19 protein-coding genes and 1 pseudogene are annotated in these 24576 nt (G+C 41.7%); 10 read left to right on the plus strand and 10 right to left on the minus strand.

Features of this window, described 5'->3' with window-relative positions; translation table 11 throughout:
* Positions 1–58: 58 nt before the first annotated feature.
* From LC508_RS25405 to LC508_RS25430, 6 genes are all read left to right on the plus strand, one after another.
* On the plus strand, positions 59–1858 hold the full coding sequence (locus LC508_RS25405; RefSeq protein ID WP_103731421.1) for a cache domain-containing sensor histidine kinase: 1800 nt from the start codon (positions 59–61) through the stop codon (positions 1856–1858).
* 23 nt (positions 1859–1881) lie between these two features.
* Positions 1882–3519 carry a response regulator transcription factor gene (locus LC508_RS25410; protein WP_033142164.1) on the plus strand — a complete coding sequence of 546 codons (1638 nt, stop codon included), beginning with the start codon at positions 1882–1884 and terminating at the stop codon, positions 3517–3519.
* 94 nt (positions 3520–3613) lie between these two features.
* Positions 3614–4930, plus strand: a complete 1317-nt coding sequence (locus tag LC508_RS25415; RefSeq protein ID WP_033142163.1) for an ABC transporter substrate-binding protein — start codon at positions 3614–3616, stop codon at positions 4928–4930.
* Between the two features lie 30 nt (positions 4931–4960).
* Positions 4961–5842, plus strand: a complete 882-nt coding sequence (locus tag LC508_RS25420) for a carbohydrate ABC transporter permease (protein ID WP_052099563.1) — start codon at positions 4961–4963, stop codon at positions 5840–5842.
* Entirely contained in the window at positions 5842–6675 is an 834-nt protein-coding gene (locus LC508_RS25425; RefSeq protein ID WP_033142162.1) for a carbohydrate ABC transporter permease, read from the plus strand. The genes LC508_RS25420 and LC508_RS25425 overlap by 1 nt, the downstream gene beginning before the upstream one ends.
* Before the next feature lie 6 nt (positions 6676–6681).
* The gene (locus tag LC508_RS25430; protein WP_033142161.1) at positions 6682–7944 is read left to right on the plus strand and encodes a hypothetical protein; all 1263 of its coding nucleotides are present in this window, start codon (positions 6682–6684) and stop codon (positions 7942–7944) included.
* Positions 7945–8002: 58 nt separating this feature from the next.
* Here the strand turns inward: LC508_RS25430 and LC508_RS25435 are convergent, their stop codons facing one another.
* From LC508_RS25435 to LC508_RS28820, 10 genes and pseudogenes are all read right to left on the minus strand, one after another.
* Positions 8003–9292, minus strand: coding sequence for a sensor histidine kinase (locus LC508_RS25435; RefSeq protein ID WP_033142160.1), 1290 nt, complete (start codon positions 9290–9292; stop codon positions 8003–8005).
* A gap of 58 nt (positions 9293–9350) precedes the next feature.
* Positions 9351–10490 carry a M20/M25/M40 family metallo-hydrolase gene (locus LC508_RS25440; RefSeq protein ID WP_103732633.1) on the minus strand — a complete coding sequence of 380 codons (1140 nt, stop codon included), beginning with the start codon at positions 10488–10490 and terminating at the stop codon, positions 9351–9353.
* A 20-nt stretch (positions 10491–10510) separates the two neighbouring features.
* Complete coding sequence (locus LC508_RS25445) at positions 10511–11212, minus strand: LytR/AlgR family response regulator transcription factor (RefSeq protein ID WP_103732632.1); 702 nt, start codon at positions 11210–11212, stop codon at positions 10511–10513.
* 663 nt (positions 11213–11875) lie between these two features.
* Entirely contained in the window at positions 11876–12430 is a 555-nt protein-coding gene (locus tag LC508_RS25450) for a hypothetical protein (RefSeq protein ID WP_054350878.1), read from the minus strand.
* A 9-nt stretch (positions 12431–12439) separates the two neighbouring features.
* A complete protein-coding gene (locus LC508_RS25455) occupies positions 12440–14770 on the minus strand; it encodes an ABC transporter permease (protein WP_103732983.1) in 2331 nt (776 codons plus the stop codon).
* Entirely contained in the window at positions 14767–15450 is a 684-nt protein-coding gene (locus LC508_RS25460; RefSeq protein WP_033143818.1) for an ABC transporter ATP-binding protein, read from the minus strand. The genes LC508_RS25455 and LC508_RS25460 overlap by 4 nt, the downstream gene beginning before the upstream one ends.
* Positions 15451–15521: 71 nt before the next feature.
* On the minus strand, positions 15522–16559 hold the full coding sequence (locus LC508_RS25465; RefSeq protein ID WP_118593826.1) for a sensor histidine kinase: 1038 nt from the start codon (positions 16557–16559) through the stop codon (positions 15522–15524).
* Positions 16560–16575: 16 nt separating this feature from the next.
* Entirely contained in the window at positions 16576–17262 is a 687-nt protein-coding gene (locus LC508_RS25470; RefSeq protein ID WP_033143816.1) for a response regulator transcription factor, read from the minus strand.
* A gap of 541 nt (positions 17263–17803) precedes the next feature.
* The gene (locus LC508_RS25475; RefSeq protein WP_225305409.1) at positions 17804–18127 is read right to left on the minus strand and encodes a helix-turn-helix domain-containing protein; all 324 of its coding nucleotides are present in this window, start codon (positions 18125–18127) and stop codon (positions 17804–17806) included.
* A gap of 135 nt (positions 18128–18262) precedes the next feature.
* Positions 18263–18676 (minus strand): annotated as a pseudogene (locus LC508_RS28820) (cupin domain-containing protein); the annotation flags it as partial.
* A 139-nt stretch (positions 18677–18815) separates the two neighbouring features.
* Here LC508_RS28820 and LC508_RS25485 point away from each other — a divergent pair.
* From LC508_RS25485 to LC508_RS25500, 4 genes are all read left to right on the plus strand, one after another.
* A complete protein-coding gene (locus LC508_RS25485) occupies positions 18816–19868 on the plus strand; it encodes a uroporphyrinogen decarboxylase family protein (RefSeq protein ID WP_103733010.1) in 1053 nt (350 codons plus the stop codon).
* A gap of 53 nt (positions 19869–19921) precedes the next feature.
* Positions 19922–21202 carry an ABC transporter substrate-binding protein gene (locus LC508_RS25490; RefSeq protein WP_054350887.1) on the plus strand — a complete coding sequence of 427 codons (1281 nt, stop codon included), beginning with the start codon at positions 19922–19924 and terminating at the stop codon, positions 21200–21202.
* 359 nt (positions 21203–21561) lie between these two features.
* Positions 21562–22866, plus strand: coding sequence for a substrate-binding domain-containing protein (locus LC508_RS25495; RefSeq protein ID WP_033143815.1), 1305 nt, complete (start codon positions 21562–21564; stop codon positions 22864–22866).
* A 190-nt stretch (positions 22867–23056) separates the two neighbouring features.
* On the plus strand, positions 23057–24565 hold the full coding sequence (locus LC508_RS25500) for a sugar ABC transporter ATP-binding protein (RefSeq protein ID WP_033143814.1): 1509 nt from the start codon (positions 23057–23059) through the stop codon (positions 24563–24565).
* Positions 24566–24576: the final 11 nt, after the last annotated feature.

Here is a 24576-nt window from a genome sequence, read left to right on the forward strand (position 1 = left end):
GACAACATGCTATAATAAATGGAAACTGTCGAATTTTGTAATTAGAGAGGTAACATTTATGGTAAGAAGTATAAAAAAGCAGATAGGAGTCAGAGGAAAGATATTGTTGTCATGTCTGGGATTGATATTATGTGCTTTGTTACTGCAAACACTGGTTTTCCAGTATCAGTCATCCAGGTTAATATATAAACAGACATTGGAAATCAGCGAGAATGCCATCAATAATATGAAAGAAGAGATGAATAATACATTTGATGTTCTGCACAATATGATGATGCAGATATATAATTACAGAGACTATATCAATGAGGTTTCGGAACCACACGATTATAAAAAAATGCAGTTAAAATATGCAGATTTAGCACATGATTTTGCGAGTGAAACGTTTGACACCTCTTACAGACTCAGGATGTTATATCTGTATGATGCAGGCAATCAATTGATAAGCCGTTATAAGTATGCATCCAGTAGCCATCTTTCCTATCCGATTGATATATATAAAGAAGATGCCGGGAATAATGTGCAGACCGTCCGGGAGTATATAGATTCTGATGATAAGGGCCTGTTGATTTCCAGTTATTATGATGAAAGACAGAAGAGAGATATTCTGCGTACAGTAATGAAGATTTTTACAGATAATGGGAGGACATGTACCGGATATATTGTCTGTGATTTTGAAGAACATTTTATGGAAAAGATGATGAATAAATATCGGTTATTTGATGAGCAGATGATGTGGATACAGCCAATTGGGGACAGGCCCACCGTTGTTTATGACACGGTGATGAAGGAAGGCAGAGAATTTTTTGAACAGGTATCAGAGGACACTAAAAAAGGACTGGATATAGAAAATAAAGAGTATTCATTTTCTTATATGACATTATTTAGTGTAGACTCGGCAAAATACAATCTGCGTATTATATCCCTGGTACCGGATGCTTTGCTAAAAGAAAGTCAGAAAATTATGAATCAGGATTTATTTATCACTGCTGTACTTGTGACAGCGCTATTTGTCTGTATATCGGTAGGTATTTCGCGTCTGATATCAAAACCGCTGGTATATATGACGGGAATGATGCGGCGCATTAGTGAAGGGGAAAAGGAACTTCGTCTTTCTGTAAAAACAGATGATGAATTTGGGGAGTTGGGAAAAGCTGTGAATGAAATGTTGGACCAGATTGAAAAATTGAATTATCAGGAGTATTCATCCAAGATTTTACTGAACCAGGCTCGTTATAAAGCACTTCAGGCACAGGTAAATCCCCATTTTTTATATAATACGTTAAATACCATGGGAGGTATTGCAAAAGCGAAGAAATGTCCTGAGATATCAACTATGTGCAGGGCTTTGTCGAATATATTCCGTTACAGTCTCGGGATGAAAGAGCTGCAGGTTGCCCTTGAGGAAGAAATACGTTATGTGAAGAATTATATGTATATAATGGATATTCGTAATCAGAACGAAATTGATTTTCAAATAGATATAGAGGAACAGCTTCTTGGGAAAAAAATACCCAAAATGTCACTGCAGCCGTTAATTGAAAATTCCATCCTGCACGGACTGAAGAATAAAGAAGGAGATAAAAAGATAATATTGGGTGGTGAACCAAGAGAGAATTATATGGTGATTACAGTTTACGATAACGGAATCGGAATGGACACTGAAGAGATGAATAAAATGCTTTGGAATAAGGAGTATGATGCATTAAGCCAGGATAGTACTGTAGGACTGGCAAATATACATCACAGAATACAGCTGCTATATGGAAATGTATTTGGAATTAGATTTAAAAAGGCAGAAGACGGCGGAACACTGGCTGAATTATGGCTGCCAAAAAACATGGAGGAGAACCAGTAGAGGCAGATATAGGGGGATGGAGAATGGATAAATATACAGTTTTGATTGCAGACGATGAATTTTGGATTCGTGACAGTCTGAAAAAGATGCTGGAGGAGAGCAAATTTGATTTTTATGTGCCGGAGCCGGCAAAAGATGGATTAGAGGCAGTAAAAAGAGCAGAGGAAGAAAAACCGGATATTATTTTGACAGATATCAACATGCCCGGAATAAATGGAATCCAGTTGATACAAATGTTAAAGGAGAAGTCTTCGGATATAGAAATTATTGTAATAAGTGGATATCAGGATTTTGAATACGTCAGAGATGCGTTGGTATTCGGAGCCATAGACTATCTTTTAAAGCCCATAAATCTGGCATCTCTGGAGGCTGTGCTGGAAAAGGCAGCTATGAATATTCTTCACAGAGATGAAGATAATCAAAAAAAGAGCGTCAGGCAAAAGGATATGCTGCGTTATTCTTCTTATCTGCAGGATCAGGAATACAGTTTAATGGTCTCCCATTATGACAGTTTCGCAGTGATAGAAAATCAGATATCCGAATTGGAACTGGATTATGTGGGATATTGTCTGGTTCTTGTTAATTTAAGCGGTTTTACACGTTTGTGCAGAAACAGTGAGGGGAAGGAGCTGCACGAAGAAATATATAAGATAAAGGAGTACATCAGAAAAAAACTGTCAGGCAGTATGGGAATTGTATTTCATAATATCTATGTGTCGGATGAGTTTGTGATTATCTGTGATTCTTCTCAGAATGAGATGCATAGGCTGGGAGAAGAACTGGCCAGAGAACTTCCTGTCAGGGAAAAATGTTACTGCACAGTGGGAATCAGCAGGTATACTTTTTCATGGAAGAAGATCAAGGAGGTTTATCTCTCCACAAAAGTAGCACTGCTATCAAAAGAATACAGAAATTATAATTATGTGGGCATAGTTGATGAGGAGGAAAAAACAGAGGGAAGAAAAAGGATTTCTCCGGAACAAGAGCGAAATTTGATACAGTCTGTCAGAATAAAAAATAGAAAAGAGATATTGTCTATATTGGAGGATATACATTTAGCGGACTGCGGAAAGGAAAAGTGGAGTTTTCTGGAGGTGAAACAGACAGTTAATAAAATCGCCTGGATTTTTATGGAGGATGAGGAGGTTATGAAAAACCAGCAGAAAAAGATAGAAATGGAATATTTATTTGAATATTTAAATATGGTGCTGGAGAATTATAATATCCATATCGTCTTTCAGGTGCTGGAAGAGATGGCAGACAAATTACTGGAGCAAAGTCAGGATATACAGGACGAGAGCGAATCTATACAAGATATAGTTTTTCAATGTCAGGAATATATTAAAAATCATTTTTATGAAGATTTATCGCTTTCCGGATTGTCTGAAAAATATCATGTGAGTGCACCGTATTTTTCAAAAGCATTTAAACAGGTTTCAGGCGAAAATCTTATGTCTTATATTTCCAGAGTGAGAATGGAGAAAGCGATTCAATATATGGAACAGGGGATTTCACTGACAGACATTGCCGAACGGGTGGGATATGACGATTATTCTTATTTTAACAGAGTGTTTCGGAAAATTACGGGAAAGGGACCCAGAGAATATAAAGCGGCATGGGAAAGTGCAGCACATGAACGTGCCAGCACTCTGGAAGGATAAAAAAGTACCAGTATTCTGGATAAAATAATCCTAATAATAGAATACAGAATATTGATAAGATAATCCTATCAGAAAATTAAAGGAGGATTGTTTTATGAAGTGGAGAAAAATGACAGGTCTGCTGATGACCGGAAGTATTGCTGCCGGGATGCTTTTTGGCTGTGGGGGAAAAGATGAAGGAAATACTACTGACACCAAAGGCGAAGAAGTTCAGGAAAGTACCGCAAAGGATGAGAAAGAACCTGTAACACTTAGAATTTTGCTGGCGGCAGGTTCAGGTACCGGGATGGATGAAATAATTGATGAAGCTTTGGCAGAGAACTATCCGGAGATTCAGGTGGAATGGGAGATGATAAACTGGAATGACCTGAATACAAAAATGCAGACATATATTCAGTCTGGCCTTCCGGATATAATTGTAGGAAAAGCAACAGATGCAGTAACATACGGTAAGATGGGGATTTTAGGTGATTTAGCAGGTAAGCCGTATCTGGACAATGTTAATGAAGTGGGAACAGAAAGTGTTACGGTAGACGGTAAGGTATATGGGCTTGCATTTGATGCTATGTATCAGGGGATTATCTATAACCGGAAAGTATTTGAAGAGAATCATGTTGAGATACCCACTACTTATGAAGAATTGGACGCTGCGATCCAGACATTTAAGGATGCGGGAATCACACCTTTTGCCACACATTTCGTGGATACTTGGAGTATAGGCAATCTGGCCATGCAGTTTGCCATGGGTGATGTTTTCAGCAAAGATCCACTTTGGGGTGACAAGTTTAGAAGCGGAGAAGTCTCCTTTGTGGACTCACCGGAATATCGGCAGGCATATGAAAATATTAAAAAAATATATGACAATACATGGCAGGACGAAACATTTTCCATCGAAGAGACAGCAAGTGATGCAAAATTTATCGAAGGAGAGGCGGCAATGAAAGCACCCGGATTTTGTCCAACAGACACGTTATACACTCTTGATGAGAATTTTGATTACGGTCTATTTCCTTATCCTAATGCAACAGGGGATGCTAAACTATTGTTCCAGGCAGATACTACATTTATGAAAAATGAAAATAGTGATGAGGCTGTAAATGAGGCTGTGGATAAGGTGTTTACACTGCTTACAGAAAATAAAGAAATGGTTGGGGAAATCTGTGATATTACTATGAAAGCTCCTATGATCAAAGATGTGGAGACTACATATCCGGATCCAAGCAGAAATGATATAGAGAAGTATGCAGATGCAAATGAAATCGTGAATGTGGATATAGGAAATAACCAGCTTCAATGGGGCGGTTTCCAGGATGAGAATGCCAAGGCTATCGCTGAGTGGCTGCAGGGTGACATCACAATTGACGCGGCACTCAAGGCTGCAGATGACAGAAAAGATAACAGTCTGCAATAGGTAGCGGCTTGCAGAAAGGAGGTCGCACCATTGAGAAAAAGGACATTGAACCAGCGCATGGCAGGACAATATGCAATACTTGTACTTCCGGGCCTGATATTATTTACCCTGGGTATGATGATACCCTTGTGTATGGCTTTTTCCTATTCCTTTACCAGTTGGAACGGGTTGGATGCCACTAAGAAATGGGTAGGGTTGGATAATTATATAAAACTGTTTCAGGATAAATATGTAAGAGATGCGTGGCTGTTTACTATAAAATTTACTGTTCTTAACACAGTGATACAGAATATAGCTGCACTGCTCCTTGCGCTTCTTCTGGACAGTACCATAAAAGCAAAGTCCCTGTTCCGCACTATTATTTTTATTCCGTGTCTGATAAGTGCTATTATCGCAGGCTTTGTATGGCTCCGTATCTATGGAAGTGTACTTCCGGCCCTGAATGAGATACTGGGTACAGATATAAATTTCATGTTATTTGGCAGTAAAGAGACAGTACTCACCGGGCTTGTGATCGCAAACAACTGGCAGTGGGTGGGATATTGGATGCTGATCTATTTGGCAGGACTGCAGTCTGTGCCTCATGAGCTTCTGGAGGCGGCGAAGGTAGACGGTGCCAATGCAGTACAGAAATTTCTAAAAATCACTTTGCCGATGCTGGCACCAGCTATTACAATCTGCGTGGTGGGAATTACCACAGGATCACTGAAAGTCTATGATTTATTGGTAAGCTCCACAAAAGGTGGGCCGGGATATGCGTCCACATCCATTATCATGCAGATTTATAACACTGCTATAGCTGGCAGACAGTATGGATATGGATCCGCTATGTCCATCACTTTGATTGCTGTACTGCTGTTGATCGCAGTAATACAACTGAAGTGGCTGAAAAAACGGGAGGTACAGATGTAATGAAACAAAAGAAACGGGGAAAGACAATTCTTTTACAGCTGCTGACCATTGGGGCATCACTATTTTTTTTACTCCCAGTCCTTTTGGTAGTCAGCTATTCCTTTAAGACAAAGAAGGAAATGCTGATGGGCTCTCCATTTTCCCTTCCGTCTGAGTTTATGCTTGAGAATTACAGAAATGCAGTGCATAAGCTGGATTTGGTGCATACATTTTCCAATACTCTTTTATATACAGCAGCCGCAGTGTGCATTTTAGCACTCCTGTGCGGCGCCGGGGCCTGGGCCATTGCCAGGAGGAGAGAAAAGTTTTTTAAATTTGCGTACATATATTTTATCATAGGAATACTGGTACCAGCTCAAGCATTATTTATACAGATTTTTCTTGTTGGAAATACACTGCATCTGATCAATAGCAGAATCGGTGTTATATGTATGTATATTGTATCGGGGATATCATTTGGCATGTTTATGATGAACAGCTTTATGAATACGGTTCCTGTAGAACTGGAAGAAGCAGCACGGATTGATGGATGTTCTGTTTTCCGCACCTTTTTCAATGTGGTGGTACCGGTGTTAAAGCCGGCATACGCAACACTGATAATTATGCAGTCATTTCAAATCTGGAATGAATATCTGATGTCAAGTCTTTTTATAAGTAAAAAAGAATTGCGGACTATTGTCATCAGTACACAGGTATTGTTTTCCACACTCAAAAATGATTACAGTACAGCTATGGCGGCAATTGTTATCTCTGCGCTGCCAATTACAGTTTTGTTCGTGTGTCTTCAAAAATATTTTATAAAAGGGATGACCATTGGGGCAGTGAAAGGATAGAAACTTATGGAAGCGATTACAGTAAAAGAAAGAGAATATCTGAGAGATTTGGCAAAAAAACAGCAGGAGTATGCAGAGGAAGAAAGGAATCTGCAGGCTATAAAATTATGGAAACAACATAATAGCTTCTGCGGCTCAAGACCTCCCGTTGTCATTGAGGAAATTGGTTTTTGGGAACAGATCCGTCCGCGGTTTTACTGCAGCAGTGAAATGGGACAATTCATGGAAAATAAACTTCTGCAGGCGACAGTTCCTATCTCGTTGATTAGGGATGACAGGATTATAGAAGACTATTTTTCTATAGATGCGCCAATCAGTTCAGATACATATGGAATTGTGATGGAACGGAAAAAGGCGGGAGGAGTTGAAAATGTAGGGTATCGTGATGTCTATGCGATAGAAGATCTGGAAACGGATCTGGATGGTCTTCGAGCATCAAAATTTTATTTTGATGAGGAAAAGATGAAAAGACAGATAGATATATGCAGCGATATTCTGGATGGTATTCTGCCTGTCAGAGTTGAAAACCGTACACTTGACTGGAGTGGTATAGCAGAGCGCATGATACATCTTATGAGTATGGAAAATCTCTGTATTGCAATGTATGATTGTCCAAATAAAGTACATGAATTTGTGAAGTTTGTTACAGATGATTTGCTGAATTTTGCAAAATGGCAGGAAGAGCAGGGGATTCTTACCCCGAACTGGAATCTGCAGCGTTGCTGCGGCGTCAGCTATGGAATTACGGACGAGCTTCCTCAAGGGAAAAGAAAGAATACAGAACTTGAAAAGGGACGGACAGATATCAGACTTAAGGACCTTTGGATAAACACCAATGCACAGGAGACTGTGGTTATATCAAAGGATATGTATATAGAATTTTTCCTTTCCCATTATCAAAGACTTACACAGGAATTTGGATTGGTATATTATGGCTGCTGTGAGCCGGTACATACAGTATTTGAAAATGGACTTGACCAGATTGAAAACTTAAGAAAGCTCTCAATCTCTCCCTGGTGTAATGAAGAAATGATTGCAGAACAGCTTCAAGGCAAAAAGATAATATATTCAAGAAAAATCAGTCCTAATTATTTAGGAGTAGGACATAATTTGGATGAACAAGCATTCCGGAAGCATATCAGGAAAACACTGGATACAGCTAAAGGGCTTGAAATTGAAATTTTAAGCAGAGATGTTTATATGCTGGACGGAAACATTAAAAAACTGGCAAGGGCGACAGAAATCATCAGAGAGGAAATAGAACGTTAGAAAAAGGCGATGCGCATATCAGCAGTCTAATTTAGCAGATGCCTGATATGCGCATTTTTTACAGATTCCCAATCAAAACAGTAACGGTAAACCGATCATCCGTATAAGCAATATCCAGATTCCCTGCATATTTATCCACCACATCACGGACATTCTGCACCCCAAATCCATGGGAACTCTTGTCTTTTTTCTCTGTTACAAAGCGGTCCTTTTTTACTGTGACGGGATTCGCCTTGGAATTAGAAATCTCATAGCTGAGGAATCCCTTATCATACCTCGCCTTCAGCGATATCTGCCGTTTGGAGATGTCCTGTATTTTTTCACATGCTTCGATGGCATTGTCAAGAGTATTGGAGAACAGGGAACAGAGGCTTACATCATCGATTCCCAGCAGTCCGTCAATGGAAATATTGAAAAAGCAGTCTATCTTTTTATCCAGTGCGGCACTGTATTTACTGTTCAGTACAGCGTTAACAATACTGTTTTTACAGAAAATACGGTTATTCACTGTCAGCTCTCCTGAAAGCTCCCGAAAATATTTCGCAGCGCCTTCAAAATCTCGGTTCTGGATAAAAGAATAGATGACACTCAGATGATTCTTCATGTCATGGCGTATTTTCCTGACGGTTTTCTGGTTTTCCTCCAATTCCTCGTAATAAGACTGCTGGTACTTCAGGTTCTGTATTTCAAACTCGTTTCGGATGGTCTTTGCTACATAGGAAGTCAGATAGAGACATCCTATACTGGTCAGAATGCAGGCGATACAGGCGGGATATGTGGTATGGGCTCCCTCCTGGGGAGAGTTATAGATAAAAGTAATAAGACCAATCGCCGAAGCGAGGCAGATGATATCTATGACCAGCCACATACGTTCTGTCAGCTCTCTGGCCCTGGGGACCCATCTGCGGCAAAGCAGCCAGATCAGAAACCAGGCAGGGATACGAAGATAGGTGGTAAAAGAATGCAGGGCAGTCTGTGCCAATGGGGACATATCCCTATTGGCCAGCCAGATCTGGAAACCAATATTTTCAGTTATAAAATTAAGAGTCACCAGTATTGGATACAATACTATACAAACAGAAACACGCTCCAGTATTTTCCCTTTAAAGAATATCAGCAGATACAACAGAAAGAGGAAAAGAACCGAAATGGTTCCGGTCAGCTCCTCCGGATATATGATGGGTCCGGATAAGGTGGTCAGCATCAGAAAGGATGCCAGGATAAAAAGCTTCCTTTCACTTCGGAGTATGAGAAAACGGCGAATCAGAAGGTAAAGGAAAAATACATAGGCAATGGTACCTGTGAAATTGACGATGTATTCCAGCCAATAGATTAGTTGAGATGTCATTTTATCCTCCTAAGCTTGTATAAAATAATGGCGGCTTTACATGGACAGCCGCGGCAGCTCACAGTTCTGTATACTGCAGCATTAATCCAAGCGCAATCTTCATTCCTGTCGGAATGGAATCCAGGTCCACCCATTCTTCTCTGGTATGGGCATTTTTTCCGGCAATGGTTCCGATGGTGTTGGCTGAAATACCCAGGGAGAGAGGGATATTGGAGTCCGTGGAAGCAGCATTGTAGTCGATCTCTCCGGGACAGAACATTTGGATGATCTCAGCATTTTTTTCTGTGAAGGCTTTTAATGCCTCTGCGGAAATGTCCCCATTTCCGGGACGTACGCCCATAAGCTCAGTTTCAATGGTAAATGCACCTTTCATGTCTTCAAGGATATCGTCAAAGTTTTGCTGCATGATCTTCAGGCATTTTTGGCTGGTGGAGCGGAATTCATATAATACGGATGCCTCCTGTGCAATGGAATTGACGGTAGTGCCGCCCTGGATATAGCCCACATTATAGGTGGTCCTGGCTTCTGTGGGAACCTGCACACGGTATAATCTTTCAACTAACCTGCACAGGATCTCAATGGCGTTGGGAGTGCCGAAATCTGACCAGGAATGTCCGCCTGCTGTTTTTACGGTGATTTTGTACCGGTAAGAGCCCACTGCTTCACAGGTGCAGTTGGACAGGCTGCCGTCAAAGGAATAAAATGCCCGTATCTGACTGCCATAAGTGCGGAAGATCTCTTTACATCCGTCCAGATTACCCAGACCTTCTTCGCAGGCGTTGGCGACGATGAGGAATCCGGTATTCATTTTCGGTTTATTCTGCAGAAGAAATTTGGCTGCCATGAGAAGATTGACCAGATTGGCAGTGTCATCCCCGATTCCGGGTGCATACAGTCTTCTGCCTTCCTGTTTCATAGTCAGAGGTTCAAGGTCAGGAAATACGATATCCATATGTGCCATAAATACAATAAGATTCGTATCTTTTTTTACACCAATTTTACACACCACATTTTTAGCAGCGTCAATCGTAACATCTTCGGCTCCCTGGGAGAGAAGCCAGTCCCGGCAGAATACGGCACGTTTGTCTTCCCGGTGACTGGGGGCCGGGATTTTTCCAAGCTCCATGAGAAGCGTTTCAGCTGTTTGTGTCTGGGAGGCGGCGTATTCTTCTATGATCATTTTTGTTTTTTCATTCATTTTTCTTGCTCCTTTTCTGCTTAGTTCAGCATATATTTTGCAAAAGCAATCGCCAGATCCTGTTTGCAGGAACGGCTCACCGGAAGTTCTTCCCCAGCCATTTGAACGGAATTTCCCTGTATGGACTGTACATATTTCAGATTCACAAGGTAACGGTTATGGATCCGCACGAAATTTTCAGGCAGTTCTGTCTCCAGTTCGGAAAGCTTTCCGTAAAAGGTATGGGTCTCCTCTGCTGTGACAGCGTTTACGGACCGCCGGTCACTGAAGAAATATTTTATCCGGCTTAAGGGAAGGCGCAGGGTCTGTCCCCTGGATTCCACCATATAATATTTTTCAGAATCCCTGCCCAGGCGTTCCAGGGCGGTATGCAGGACAGAGATGATTTTCTCTTTCTGATATGGTTTCAATATGTAATTGAGGGCCTGTACCTCATATCCCTGGAATACAAAGTCAGGATAGGAGGTAACAAAAATAATCTCCGGTGCGGAAGTCCTTTTCCTTATCTCCCTTGCGGTTGCAACGCCGTCCAGATCCTTCATCTCTATATCCAGAAATATAATATCAAACACAGAGTCGTTAAGCGCACGGACAAGTGATTCTCCGCAGTCAAATTCCGCAATCTTAAATGTCTGCCCGCACAGTTCTAGCTCTGTTTCCAATACTTTTCTCAAATCATTCCGCAGTGTCCGCTCATCATCGCAGATTACCAGATTCAGCATAGGTCAGTAATCCTTTCAGTGTTAATGTATATTTAAGAATTATATTATAAGATTATAACTTATTCGGGGTGGAGGTTACAATAGTATTTTGGCAGATTAAGGGTGAAAGGATAGCAGAAATCCATGTTACGCCATATGTAGCATCTGAATAATGAGGAGAGAAAATATGCAGAGAAGAATTGCAATTTCAAATTTAATTGGTAGCATAAAACGAGCTGTGAAGTAAAAATTTACAGAGTTGGAAGTGTGAAATTATTTATTGAGAAGTTATTGTACAAAACAGTAAAATAAAAGTAATCTGAAAGAAAAACATACCCCCCACTTGTTTTTCCTTCAGATTACGACATTTTAACCTTTTATGATTTTTGACTTTTTTTCATCCGGCAGAGAATAATAACAGCAACCAATATCCCCAGAGCAATTTTATGTGAGAACAGAAACCCAATCACCCATATTAAGATGAATAATAAAAATAATAAAAGCACCAGAATCTTCATCTATTTTTTCTCCCCTCTGCGAAACGCAGGAATGTATTTATGATTTCGATAAGAACATCAATTATCACAAAAAGTATGCAGACAGGCACCAGCAATAAACAGGAGAGCGCACAGCCAAGCCATATAATTCCGGATGAAACAGTTTTTCCAAAAGGATTTTTATTCCTCATTCTACTTTTAGTGACAGGCTGCCGGTAAAGTCATTGCCCTCCAAAACAATAAAATTATCCCCGGCGGTCATTGTAAATTCATAAACATCATCAGCAGTTGCTTTTGTAATCATATGAACCTCCTTATCTCCGGAAATGATATGGCTGTCAGGACTGCCCAGCCAATATAAGGCTGCAGTACCGGATTGGATCTTTAGTGAGTAAGCTGCTTTCAGTGCAGTGCCGAACTCACGTTTCAGCAAAGTACCACCGAAGATATACTCCTTTCCATTAAACTGTGTATAGGATGCTTCATAACTTCCGGCATATTCATCAACGCCAAGTTTTCGTTCACCCTTCAAATTTTTGTCTTTCGTTATGGCATAGTTGCTGGCAAAGCCCATCCATTCATTGATCTCAGCCTTCAAGCCATCTTTCAGTTCACTTTTTATCCCTTCCTGATTATCTTCTAACTCATTCAGTAAGCCGCGGCCAATATCGGAACATCCGGTGAGACAGAACATAAGCGTCACCACGAGCAGCAATGCAGGAATGAATCTGCGCTTTAACATAATTCCTCCTTACAGTTCATTTATAGTTTCCGTAACAACCATATTCCGCAGTCGTTTGGCGGGAGCATAGACAGCGGCGGCGGCAGAGACCAGAATAAACAAAATGATCACGCCCAGTAAGACTACCGGGAATTCCCATGGAATCCCGAAGAAATGTGTGAGCAGTCTGACATGCAGGAAACCGCTGAGCAAAAGTCCGATCACACAACCGACGATCAGGCCGGAAACCGCATAGGTAAAAGTCTCGGCGGCAATCATCCCGGTGAGCTGGTTTCCGTCCATGCCGACAGCCCGCATGGCACCGTACTGTTTTATCCTGGCGGTCACACTCATGGAAATACTGTTGATAATATTAAACAGCGTAATCATGGCAACCACTGCCAGAAAACCATAACCAATGAAACGCGTGGCCAGATAGGTAGCCTTGATTTCCTGATTACTTTGTCGGTTATCTGTAAAAATTACATCGTCTTGTGCAAGATCACTGATCTTCTGCACGGTTTTCTCCGTGGCATCTGTACCGAGCTGGATACAGATCAGATTATAATTTTGTTCCCCCATCAGCCGGTCAAAGGTTTCCTGGGAACATATTACGCCCATTTCGCTTGAATATAATCCGTCTGATACGGCGCAGGTGATCTTCATCTCATTTTCGCCAATCCGGATGGTATCGCCCACTTTCATTGGATTGTCCTTATTGCGGATGATCATGACACAATTGCTGTCACCATAGATTGTGGAAATATCGCCCTGAACGACTCTGTCTTTTGAGCCATCCAGCAGATAGTCAGTATAGGAAACCAGATTAATATTCTCAATGCCCTCCCGTGAGGAGGTCACCGGAACCTTATTGATGTAGGAACTGCCGAATACATGTGAAACACCAGGTATCTGACTGATTTCATCACTGAGCTGCCGGTCAAGTACCAGAGAATTGGCATAACCGTTCAGACTGATATCCGGCTGCCAGGAACGAAAAGACGGAAGAAGCTGGCCTGCAAAATCGATTCCTACAAAAAAGCAGAGAAACAGAATGATACTGAGGGAAAAGGACGCTGTCATCATAAGCCAGTTTCTTTTGGAAGCTATGGCATGATGAACACCTAATGTCCACTCGATTTTGCCGAACCCTGATTTAACCGCATGTTTTACAGAGGGCTTTGTCTCCCCATTGCCTGAGACTGCTGCCATCGGAGAAACCTTGGCAGCGCGTTTTGCCGGGGAACGAGCCGCCAGAAGCACAGTTACCACACCAACCACCGCACCGCTTATGAGTCCGACAGGACTGAGTGCAAATACCGGCATCACGGAAAATTCACCGCCAATGCCATAGTGCAGTATCGCGCAAAGTACCCAACTGACTGCTGTGCCCAGAACCATGCCTACAGGCACGGCGGTTTTACACCAGCTCAGAGCCTCCAGCCGGACAAAACGAATGATTTGGCTGCGGCTTGCACCGATACAGCGCATCATACCAAAGAATTTTGTCCGCTGGGCCACGTTGCTGTTCATACTGCTGGAAATCATCAATACCCCTGCTGACAACACCAGTACAAATAAAACAGCCGCTATCCCGTAGAAACTCATTATGGACGTATTCTTACTTTTTCCTGCAATCCCCATGACCGCCGTATTTTCAGAGATACTTTCCTTCGGAAGCTGATATTGTTCCTGCAAATCCGACATGGATTTTTCAGCCTTGCCGGCATCCTGATACTGGATATAACAGAATGGATTGTTTTTTATGCCATTTTGTTCCATGATTCCGGTAAAAGCATTCCGTGTCATGTATACGGCCACCAGATAGGTCTGTCCCTGATAATACTCTTTCTCATCAGAGCCAAAACCGGACACAATAAAGTCTGTATCACCGGCAGGGGTGCGTAAGGTTATACTTTCGCCAATCTGTGCATGGAGAGCAATCTTTGCATTGCTGCTGAGGAGGACCTCGTTATCCTTCTGCGGAAAACTGCCTTCCTCAAGTCCATCTGTAAGCCGGGTCATATAGGTTTCATCGGTGCCGCACAGGACTGCTTTTTTTTCACCGATGTAATAAGGCAGTTCTGCGTCATCATTAAATTTTTCTGACCATCCCACGGCGGTAACATCAGGGCGCCTGATGATCTTATCTGCGGCTTCCTTTGGCGGATTTTCTAACTGAATATGCCAGCTGCCATGCTTTTTCTGCAAAAAGATACTTTCTGTCCGGATCATCATATCCGCTCCGCTGAAAATAGTTGTCACCAGCAGTACGGATATGATGATGCATAATATTGTCATCCGATTCTGCCGTTTATGCACTTTCGCTGAAATGGGAACAAGGTTCAGATAGCTTTTCATTCATGGCACCTCCCCAGATCGGTCAGTACGCCATCCGTTACCTGCAATACACGGTCAGCCGTCTGTGCGATACTCCGATTGTGTGTGATCATGATAATGGTCTGCTCATATTTTTTCGATGCTTCTTTCAAGAGCGCGATAACTTCACTGCTGTTTTGAGAGTCCAGGTTTCCGGTAGGCTCATCCGCCAGGATGAGGGAAGGCCGGGTGATCAATGCACGCCCTATGGCGACTCGCTGCTGCTGGCCGCCGGATAACTGACTGGGAAGGTGATGGCGGCGTTTTTCCAGATTGAGCACATGAAGAAGCTCCTCCAGATATTTTTTGTTGGGCTTCTGATAGTCAAGAAGCACAGGGAAAATGATATTTTGCTCCACTGTCAGTTCCGGAATCAGGTTAAACGCCTGGAAGATAAAGCCGATATTCCGGCGCCGGAAAACCGTAAGGTTATGCTCTTTCATGGAAAAAGTATCCTTACCGTCGATAATGACCTTGCCGGAGGTTGGGGTGTCCAGGGCGCCCAGCATGTTGAGAAGTGTACTTTTGCCGGAACCTGACTCACCGACCACTGCCACAAATTCGCCTTTTGGTATGGAAAAGCTGACTTTTTTCAAAGCGTGTACGGCTGTTTCGCCGCTGCCATAAGTTTTTGAAATGGATTTGACTTCCAATAAGTCCATAATGAAACACCTCTTTCTTTCTTGATAAGGAAAGTCTACCATGTGAACCTTACTGGCAGATGACAATAAGCCTACAATTTTGTAGGAATTAAGAAACTGAGTGTAAATGTGGTACCTGCTCCCAGTTCACTGTCAACCTCAATGGTTCCGCTGTGTGCTTCCACAATAGCCTTTGCAAGAGACAGCCCAAGTCCGATACCCTGGGTATCTTTGGAGAAGCGGCTTCGGTAAAATCTTTTAAATATATAATGTAAATCCTCCGGGTGAATGCCGCTTCCGTTATCCTTCACTATGATCTGGACAACCGATGCGGACTGTTTCCATTCAACCGATATTGTATTTCCCTTTTCCGTATGGTCAAAAGCATTTTTTACTATATTACTGACTGCTTCCATCATCCAGGTATGGTCACACAATAATGTGACGGTGTCATCACCAAAAAGAGAGAAGTTCTTTTCTTCCTGTTCTGCACGGTAGGAAAAGTGGCTTTCAATCTTGCTCATCATCTCGGATATATTTTCTGCCTTTTTTTCCAGCACGATTGTACCGGAATCCAGTTTTGTGATCTTCAACAGGTTCTGTACAAGAGTTTCTATTCTGTCCAGCTCCTGTTCCGAAAAATCCACAAATTCTTTGATCGTGGGGTATTCCACTGCCTCTTCCTGTAATATCCCATTGTAGATATTAAGGGCAGCGAGCGGTGTTTTTAGCTGATGGGAAATATCGGATATTATGTTTTTTAAAAATTTCTTTGTTGCCTTTTCGTTGTCAACATGAGCATTCAGGATGGCTGCCAGCGCATTGACCTCGTGGAATAACCGGTATAATTCGCCTTCGTCGTTACATTCAATACGCGCATTTTCATTTCCGGACACATATTCTTTCATCTGTGTGACCGCATCTTCCATGATCTTATTTTGGTCATTGAAATACCAATACCCAACTGCCAGTATAAAGAGAACCATGCACAGAGATAGGGCCAGCACATATATAGCTGCATGTTTCACGTTCAAACAGATCAAGAGAACAGAAAGCAGGGAAAAGATTATGACAGACAGAACGGACAGGGAAAAAAATAATTTGATTTTTCTATTCACAAGTATTTTCACTTTGCACCTCCACGTTTTAATCCACAGTATTCCATTTGTATCCCATACGCCGGACGGTCACGATCTTCTTCGGCTGGCTGGGGTTATCTTCAATCTTTGTGCGGAGCCTGCGGATATAAACGGTAAGCGTGTTGCTGTCAATGTACTTTTCGTCACAATCCCAGAGTTTACTTAAAATCTGTTCAGGCGAAAGGACAATGTCCGGGTTTTGCATAAACAAACACAAGAGTTTATATTCACTTGCCGTTACGTCAAGCAGTTCATTATCTTTATAGACTTCGCCCTTTAAGAGCTGAACTTTTATTCCGTTGGAATCAAGCTCGGCATCGGCCCGGTTAAAATTGTCACTCCTGCGGAGCAGGGCATTGATTCGGGACAGGAACACAGCAAGCTTGAAGGGCTTTGTGATGTAATCGTCACCGCCGATATCAAGTCCCATGATGATATCCGTCTCCTCGTCAGCCGCGGTGAGAAAGATGATCGGCACTTTTGATGTTTTGCGGATATTTTTACATAAATCATAGCCGGAACCATCGGGGAGAGAGACATCTAAAATGACTAAGTCATATTTACCGTTTATCCACATTTTCTCCGCTTCAAGATATGTGCGGGCTATGTCTGTTTCGTATCCCTGCTTTTTGATGGCAAAAGACAGACCATTGATCAAACTCAAATCATCTTCTACAAAAAATATACGTTTCATTTATTTACACCGTCCTTTTCCGCTTTTCCTGTATTGTTTGGTACTGTCTTAATCTTCTCACATATATGGGGAATCTGCAACTGTAGGTAAAAAACTGACAGTTTTTAAATTATCTATTGTTCCGGAAACTATGAGTAAAATGTTGGTTGACCGGGAACTGGAAACAGATATGTGGTATTAGGTGTCAGCATTGATAAAGTAGGTAGAAAGGGTTATTATTGATATACAGAAAGAAGTGTTAATAGTTAATTTAAAATCTAATAGATTAAAAGATTTAGAGATTGGTGACTTCGTGTTTGTACCTGTTGGATAAGATTGTCACGAGGCAGGTGTTGAGGTGGTAAATATCGAATACTTTCTTGAAGACAATGTTATGTTTCTATTGAAAAGACGAAGCAAATTATTCGCAGAAGTGTTTCGGAGCAGAGAACAAAAAATGATATTCTTTGTTCCCCGCTTTCTTAATGAGAAAAATTACATATATTTCATTACAGGCAATGCAGCCGCCTCTGTACATCAGTATATCTGATAAGCCATCACTTTAACTTTCAGATTTTAAATTTTCTGACACACAATAAACCTTCCGAAACTGCGAGGGAGACATATAACAGAATCTTTTAAATACCGTAGCAAAATACTGGCTTGAGGAAAATCCATATTCAAATGCTATTTCTGTAATGGAAAGTCTGGTTGAAAGCAGTAGTTCTTTTGATTTCTTGATTTTCTCCTGCAATATATATTCTCCTGGCGGAATACCAGCTATTCGGACAAAATTTTTCTTAAATGCAGATAGGGACATATTTTCCATCTGTGCAAGTTCTGAAACATAAATCACCTCTTTTAAATGATTTTGTATGTAGGACATACTGTTCTCAATCTCCCCGTTATGTGAATCCTTGCCGGGGATAAATGGGGTCGAAAGGGAAATCAATACTTCGGATAATGCATTTCGTATATGTGTATCAAAATGCATATCCGGTATTATAAAAATTTCCAGCAATCGTCTCAAGGCTGTGGTAAGATGTGGCGACGGTTTGAAAATACGTGATCCAATATTTCTGAAATAATTGTCCATCTTTGTGTATTCATTTTCGGATATAAAAATATCTAATTCAGAGATTAAACACAGGTCTACGATAAGATAATACAGGACAGATATCTCTTCCGGCAGGATTCCCGTGCTGTGAGGCTCATTAGGCTGTGTAAAAAATACCTCCCCCTGATGGACAGTGTATATCTCATCTATGGTCTGATAGCTCTGCGTTCCTTTTTCAAGAAAAACAAATTCCGTCATATTGCCATGTTCATGAAGCGGTATCGGAGGCTGGGCTTTCTGATAGCGTTTATGACCAAGACGGAAAAGAAAATGATTATGGTAATAATAATCATATATTTGTGCGTATTCTCTTCCCATTGAACTCTCCTTTCTGCTGCAAAATCCGGGGGAATGGAAATGTTTGAAAATGTATTTTAGCTAATGTTATAAGACAAAATTATACAGATTTATTATACTTAATATATCATTTATTTATTAAGAAAGGAAGAGAAATACTATGTATGACAGAGATAATGTTCTAAAAGCCATACGCTTTGAAACTCCAAAATACATACCCATGAAATTTGTTATAAACGATTCCTGCTGGAATGCATATCCACAGAAAGAACTGTTTGACCTGATGGAAGAGCATCCATTCTTGTTTCCGGATTTTGAGAGAAAAGAGATTCCCTACGTGCCTGATTATTCCAATGTAGCACAAAAAAATCACCCCTATATGGATGATTGGGGATGTCTATGGGAGACAACAGACGATGGTATTACTGGTTCCGTAAAGCAGCACCCACTGGCTGATTGGGAAAATTATGATTCGTATCAGTTTCCTGACCCTGAAAAATGTATGGGGATTGGAAAAATAAATTGGCAGTCAGAACAGAAAAGGATACAGGAACGGCAAAAAAAAGGACTTTTGACCATGGAAGGACTGCGGCATGGACATACTTTTTTACAGCTTTGTGATATCAGAGGGTATCAGGAGACGATTTTTGACATGGAGGATGAAGAGCAGAAATTCAGCGATCTGCTGGATAAAATTGTAGCGTTTAACACTTATATTATTGAGCGCTATGCAGGAATGAATGTGGATATTATGACTTATGCGGAGGACTTGGGTATGCAGGTGGGACCTATGCTGTCTCCGGAAAATTTTGAACGTTATATACTGCCATGTTATGAAAAGATGATGAAACCGGCAAAGGAAAAAGATATTTTAATCCATATGCATTCAGATGGTGATATACGTACTCTGATTCCATTTCTCCTTAAAAGTGGAATACACGTTATAAATTTACAGGATTTGGTAAATGGTATTGACTGGATCAAGGAAAATTTAAAAGGAAAAGTTTGTATTGACCTTGATATTGACAGGCAGAGGATAACACCATACGGAACGGAGCAGGATATTGATGATCTGATATTGAAGGAGGTGAAAGAACTGGGTTCGGCAAAGGGAGGGCTTATGATGATTTATGGGCTTTATCCGGGAGTACCGCTGAAAAATATCAAAGCTTTGATGGATGCAATGGAAAAATATGCGTTTTACTACAATTAAACAGTTATCATATGGATACCAGGTGGGGTTGTTTCAAAATGGAGGATTAAACTATGGCAAGGAAAAAAGTTATAGCAGTTATAATATCATCGGTATTGATGGCAGCTATATTCTCAGGATGTGGAAGTGTAGAGGGGGATAACGCAGGGAATAAGAGTAATTCTGAAACAAAAAAAGAGGACGAAGGTATAGTGCTAAGTGTATTTGACGCACAGGCATACGGATTGGAAGAGTATGCGAAGGTAGTGGAAGCTTTTGAAAAGGAGCATCCGGGAGTTACTGTAGAAGTACAGCATGCTGCAAATGACAGCACCACTATATTACAGTCACGCATCAATTCCAATAATATTCCAGATGTATTTGCAGTAGAAACGGGAACATCCGCAAAGCTTTATTATGAGTATGCGTATGATTGGAGTGAAGATAATGATGTGACTGGTCTGTTCCTGGAAGATGCGTTAAAAACAGGGATGGATCAAGAAGGGAATATTAAATCGCTGCCATGGTCCTATGCTAATATGGGTTTACTATATAACAAAGAATGTTTTGAGAAAGCGGGAATTACGGAACTACCTGTTAATATGGATGAGCTGGAAGCGGCATGTGAGAAATTAAAGGCCTCCGGAATAACTCCTATTTCTCTGGCTGCGAAGGAAAGCTGGGTTCTCGGGCAATTGGCAACACATTTTATGATAGACAAGGATCTGGATGCAGAGGGAACAAATGATGCTTTAATGTCAGGTAAATTAACATTTGCAGACCTGCCAAATTGGGATAATCTTTTTCGCTTTTTGGATTTGGCTGTGAAATACGGAACGAATAAACCGCTGGAAATAGACTGGGAGCAATCGGAAAATATGCTGGCAAACGGGGATGCTGCTATCATTCATATGGGAGACTGGTGTCAGTCCACATTAGATTCCTTTAATCCTGATGCAGACCTTGCGTTTCTTCCTGTTCCGGTGGGAGAAACAGAGGAGGATGCAACGGTTCTCTCCTGCTGTAACTGGACATATATAGTAAATAAAAATTCCGAGAATCTTGAGCTGGCAAAAGAATACACAGAATATATATTAACCTCTGAAATGGGACAAGAATGGACATGTGACGGAGTCGGTGCAGCACCAGCGGTGAAGACTGACAGAGAGGTAAAAGGGTTGCTGGCAAATGATGCAAATAAATATATTACTGCAGGCAAGACAAATGGCTGGATTCACCCAATTGCTCCCAAGAGTTATTCAGAGACTTGCGGACCGTATTTACAGGCTTATATGACAGGCGAAATGAGTCAGGACGAAGTAACAGAACTTTTTCAGGAATTTTTCACAAACTAATATATAAAACCATAATATTGAAAGGATGCTAGAAAAACATCCTGATTAAAAGAGGAAATTCAACTTGATTTAATGAGCTGAATTTCCTCTTTTTATGATGTAATGGAAGTCCGTTATCTGTACGTATCCTGTTCTAAAGCCTAATCATGAAGGAAAATCTTCGAGATTTGCAGTTTGGAGGTATGCTGATACTAAAAGAATAGCATATAGTTAAAATACACTAAACCCAACCTTAAAAATTTTAATGTTCATAGAAAAATATTCTATGTTTTCTTTCTCTTACATCAGATATACTGTCAATATCAACAAAAACAAAGAACACGGAAAAAAGTGTCAAAGGAAAGGGAGAGAATAAGTATATGAAGAAAAAAATTGTTTTGATCACAATGGCGGTACTTTTTGGACTTTCAGCTACAGCATGCGGCTCTGGCGGTTCTTCGTCAGAAAAGACAGACACAACAAAAAAGACAGAAACAGAGGAACCGGCAGCCGAGACATCAGACGTGGCAAACAAAGACAAACCTTTAGTATGGTTTAACCGCCAGCCGTCCAACAGTTCTACCGGGGCACTTGATATGACAGCACTTTCATATAATGACAATACATATTATGTCGGATTCGATGCAAACCAGGGCGCTGAGCTTCAGGGCCAAATGGTAAAAGATTACATCGAGAAAAATATTGATAAAATCGACCGCAACGGTGACGGCGTGATCGGATACGTTCTGGCGATCGGTGATATCGGACATAATGATTCCATTGCTCGTACAAGAGGTGTTCGGAAAGCCCTTGGCACAGGAATCGACAAGGACGGCGATATCAACAGTGAACCGGTCGGAACAAATTCAGACGGATCAGCAGCAGCCGTACAGGATGGTTCCATAGAAGCAGGCGGCAAGACCTATACGATCCGTGAGCTGGCTTCCCAGGAGATGAAGAACTCCGCAGGTGCTACATGGGATGCGGCTACAGCAGGCAATGCAATCGGAACATGGGCATCCTCCTTTGGTGAGGAGATTGATGTTGTTGTTTCCAATAATGATGGTATGGGCATGTCCATGTTCAATGCATGGTCAAAGGACAACAAGGTTCCGACATTCGGATACGATGCAAACAACGACGCGGTAGCAGCTATCGCGGAAGGATACGGCGGAACGATTAGCCAGCATGCAGATGTTCAGGCATACCTGACCCTTCGTGTTCTGCGCAACGCCCTTGACGGAGCAGACATTGATACCGGTATCGGCACAGCGGATGAAGCAGGCAATGTTCTGGGCGATGACGTATATGTATACAAAGAGGACGAACGTTCCTACTACGCACTGAATGTAGCAGTTACTGCTGACAACTACCAGGACTTCACAGATTCCACAAAGGTTTATGAGCCGGTTTCCACTCAGCTTGAGGAAAGTTCACATCCTACAAAGAAGGTATGGCTTGACATCTACAATGCATCCGATAACTTCTTAAGCTCAACTTACCAGCCGCTTCTTCAGAACTATGATGGTCTTCTTAACCTGGATGTGGATTACATCGGCGGTGACGGACAGACAGAGTCCAATATCACAAACCGTCTCGGAAATCCAAGCCAGTACGATGCATTTGCCATCAACATGGTGAAGACAGACAATGCAGCTTCTTATACATCCTTGCTTAATCAGTAATATCCAGTAACTGTTCAGTCAGGTCTGCGCATTTACTGCGCTGACCGTGCAAAAGAGTAGTTACAATATCCATTGAAATGCAGACTATTAGGGAGAAGAAATTCTCCCTAATAATTTACGAAAATAGAAAGCCTGCGAAGCATGTTTTCTATTGTTTATGACTATAAAAATCATACAGGAGTAAAAATATATGGAAGATAAGAAAGATGATATCGTCTTATCCATACGCGGTATGAGCAAGTCCTTTGGCCGAAACAGAGTGCTGGACCATATCAACCTGGATGTGAAGCGCGGAACGGTCATGGGGCTTATGGGTGAGAACGGTGCCGGTAAGTCCACAATGATGAAGTGTCTTTTCGGTACCTATCAGAAGGATGAGGGCAATATCTTCCTTGAAGGCAGGGAAGTTAGCTTTTCCGGACCGAAAGATGCTCTTGAGAACGGTATCGCAATGGTTCATCAGGAATTGAACCAGTGTCTGGAACGAAATGTGATCGATAACCTGTTCCTCGGACGTTATCCCACCAATTCCATGGGAGTGATCGACGAGGGCAGAATGAAAAAAGAAGCCTCAGAGCTTTTCAGAAAACTGGGCATGACCGTAAACCTCACACAGTCCATGCGTCATATGTCTGTATCACAGAGACAGATGTGTGAGATCGCAAAAGCAATTTCCTATAACTCAAAAGTGATCGTTCTCGATGAGCCTACATCCTCACTGACAGTACAGGAGGTGGATAAGCTCTTTGAGATGATGAGAATGTTAAAAGAGCAGGGAATCTCCCTGATCTATATCTCTCATAAAATGGATGAGATCTTTGAAATCTGCGATGAGATATCCGTACTCCGTGACGGTAATCTGGTCATGACAAAGAGTTCCAAAGACACAGATATGAATGAACTTATTGCAGCTATGGTTGGGCGTTCTCTTGAAAACAGATTCCCGCCGGTTGACAATACGCCAAAGGATGTGATTCTGTCCATTCAGCATTTGTCCACAAAGTTTGAACCTCATTTACAGGATATTTCATTTGACGTAAGAGAAGGCGAGATTTTCGGGTTGTACGGCCTGGTTGGGGCAGGCAGGACAGAGCTTCTGGAAACCATCTTCGGTGTGCGCACCAGGGCGGCCGGGCGTGTTTATTTTAATAACCGTCTTATGAATTTCAGCAGCGCCAAGGAAGCCATGGAACATGGATTTGCCATGATAACAGAGGAGCGGAAAGCAAACGGCCTTTTTTTGAAAGGAGACCTTACGTTTAACACTACGATCGCCAACCTGGAACAGTATAAGTCGGGGGTGGCTCTCTCTGATTCAAAAATGATCAAGGCAACGGCAAACGAGATCAAAATCATGCATACCAAGTGCATGGGTCCGGATGATATGATCTCAAGTCTCTCCGGCGGCAATCAGCAGAAGGTCATTTTCGGAAAATGGCTGGAGCGCGGTCCCCAGATCTTCATGATGGACGAGCCGACGAGAGGAATTGACGTGGGTGCAAAATACGAAATTTACGAGCTGATCATCAATATGGCAAAACAGGGAAAGACCGTCATTGTTGTCTCTTCTGAAATGCCCGAGATTCTGGGAATCACGAACCGCATTGGAGTCATGTCAAACGGACACCTTTCCGGAATCGTGAACACAAAAGAGACAGATCAGGAAGAACTTTTAAGACTCAGCGCAAAATACCTATAATGAGGGAGATG

This window comes from Blautia parvula (genome assembly GCF_020215665.1).
GTDB lineage: Bacteria > Bacillota > Clostridia > Lachnospirales > Lachnospiraceae > Blautia > Blautia celeris.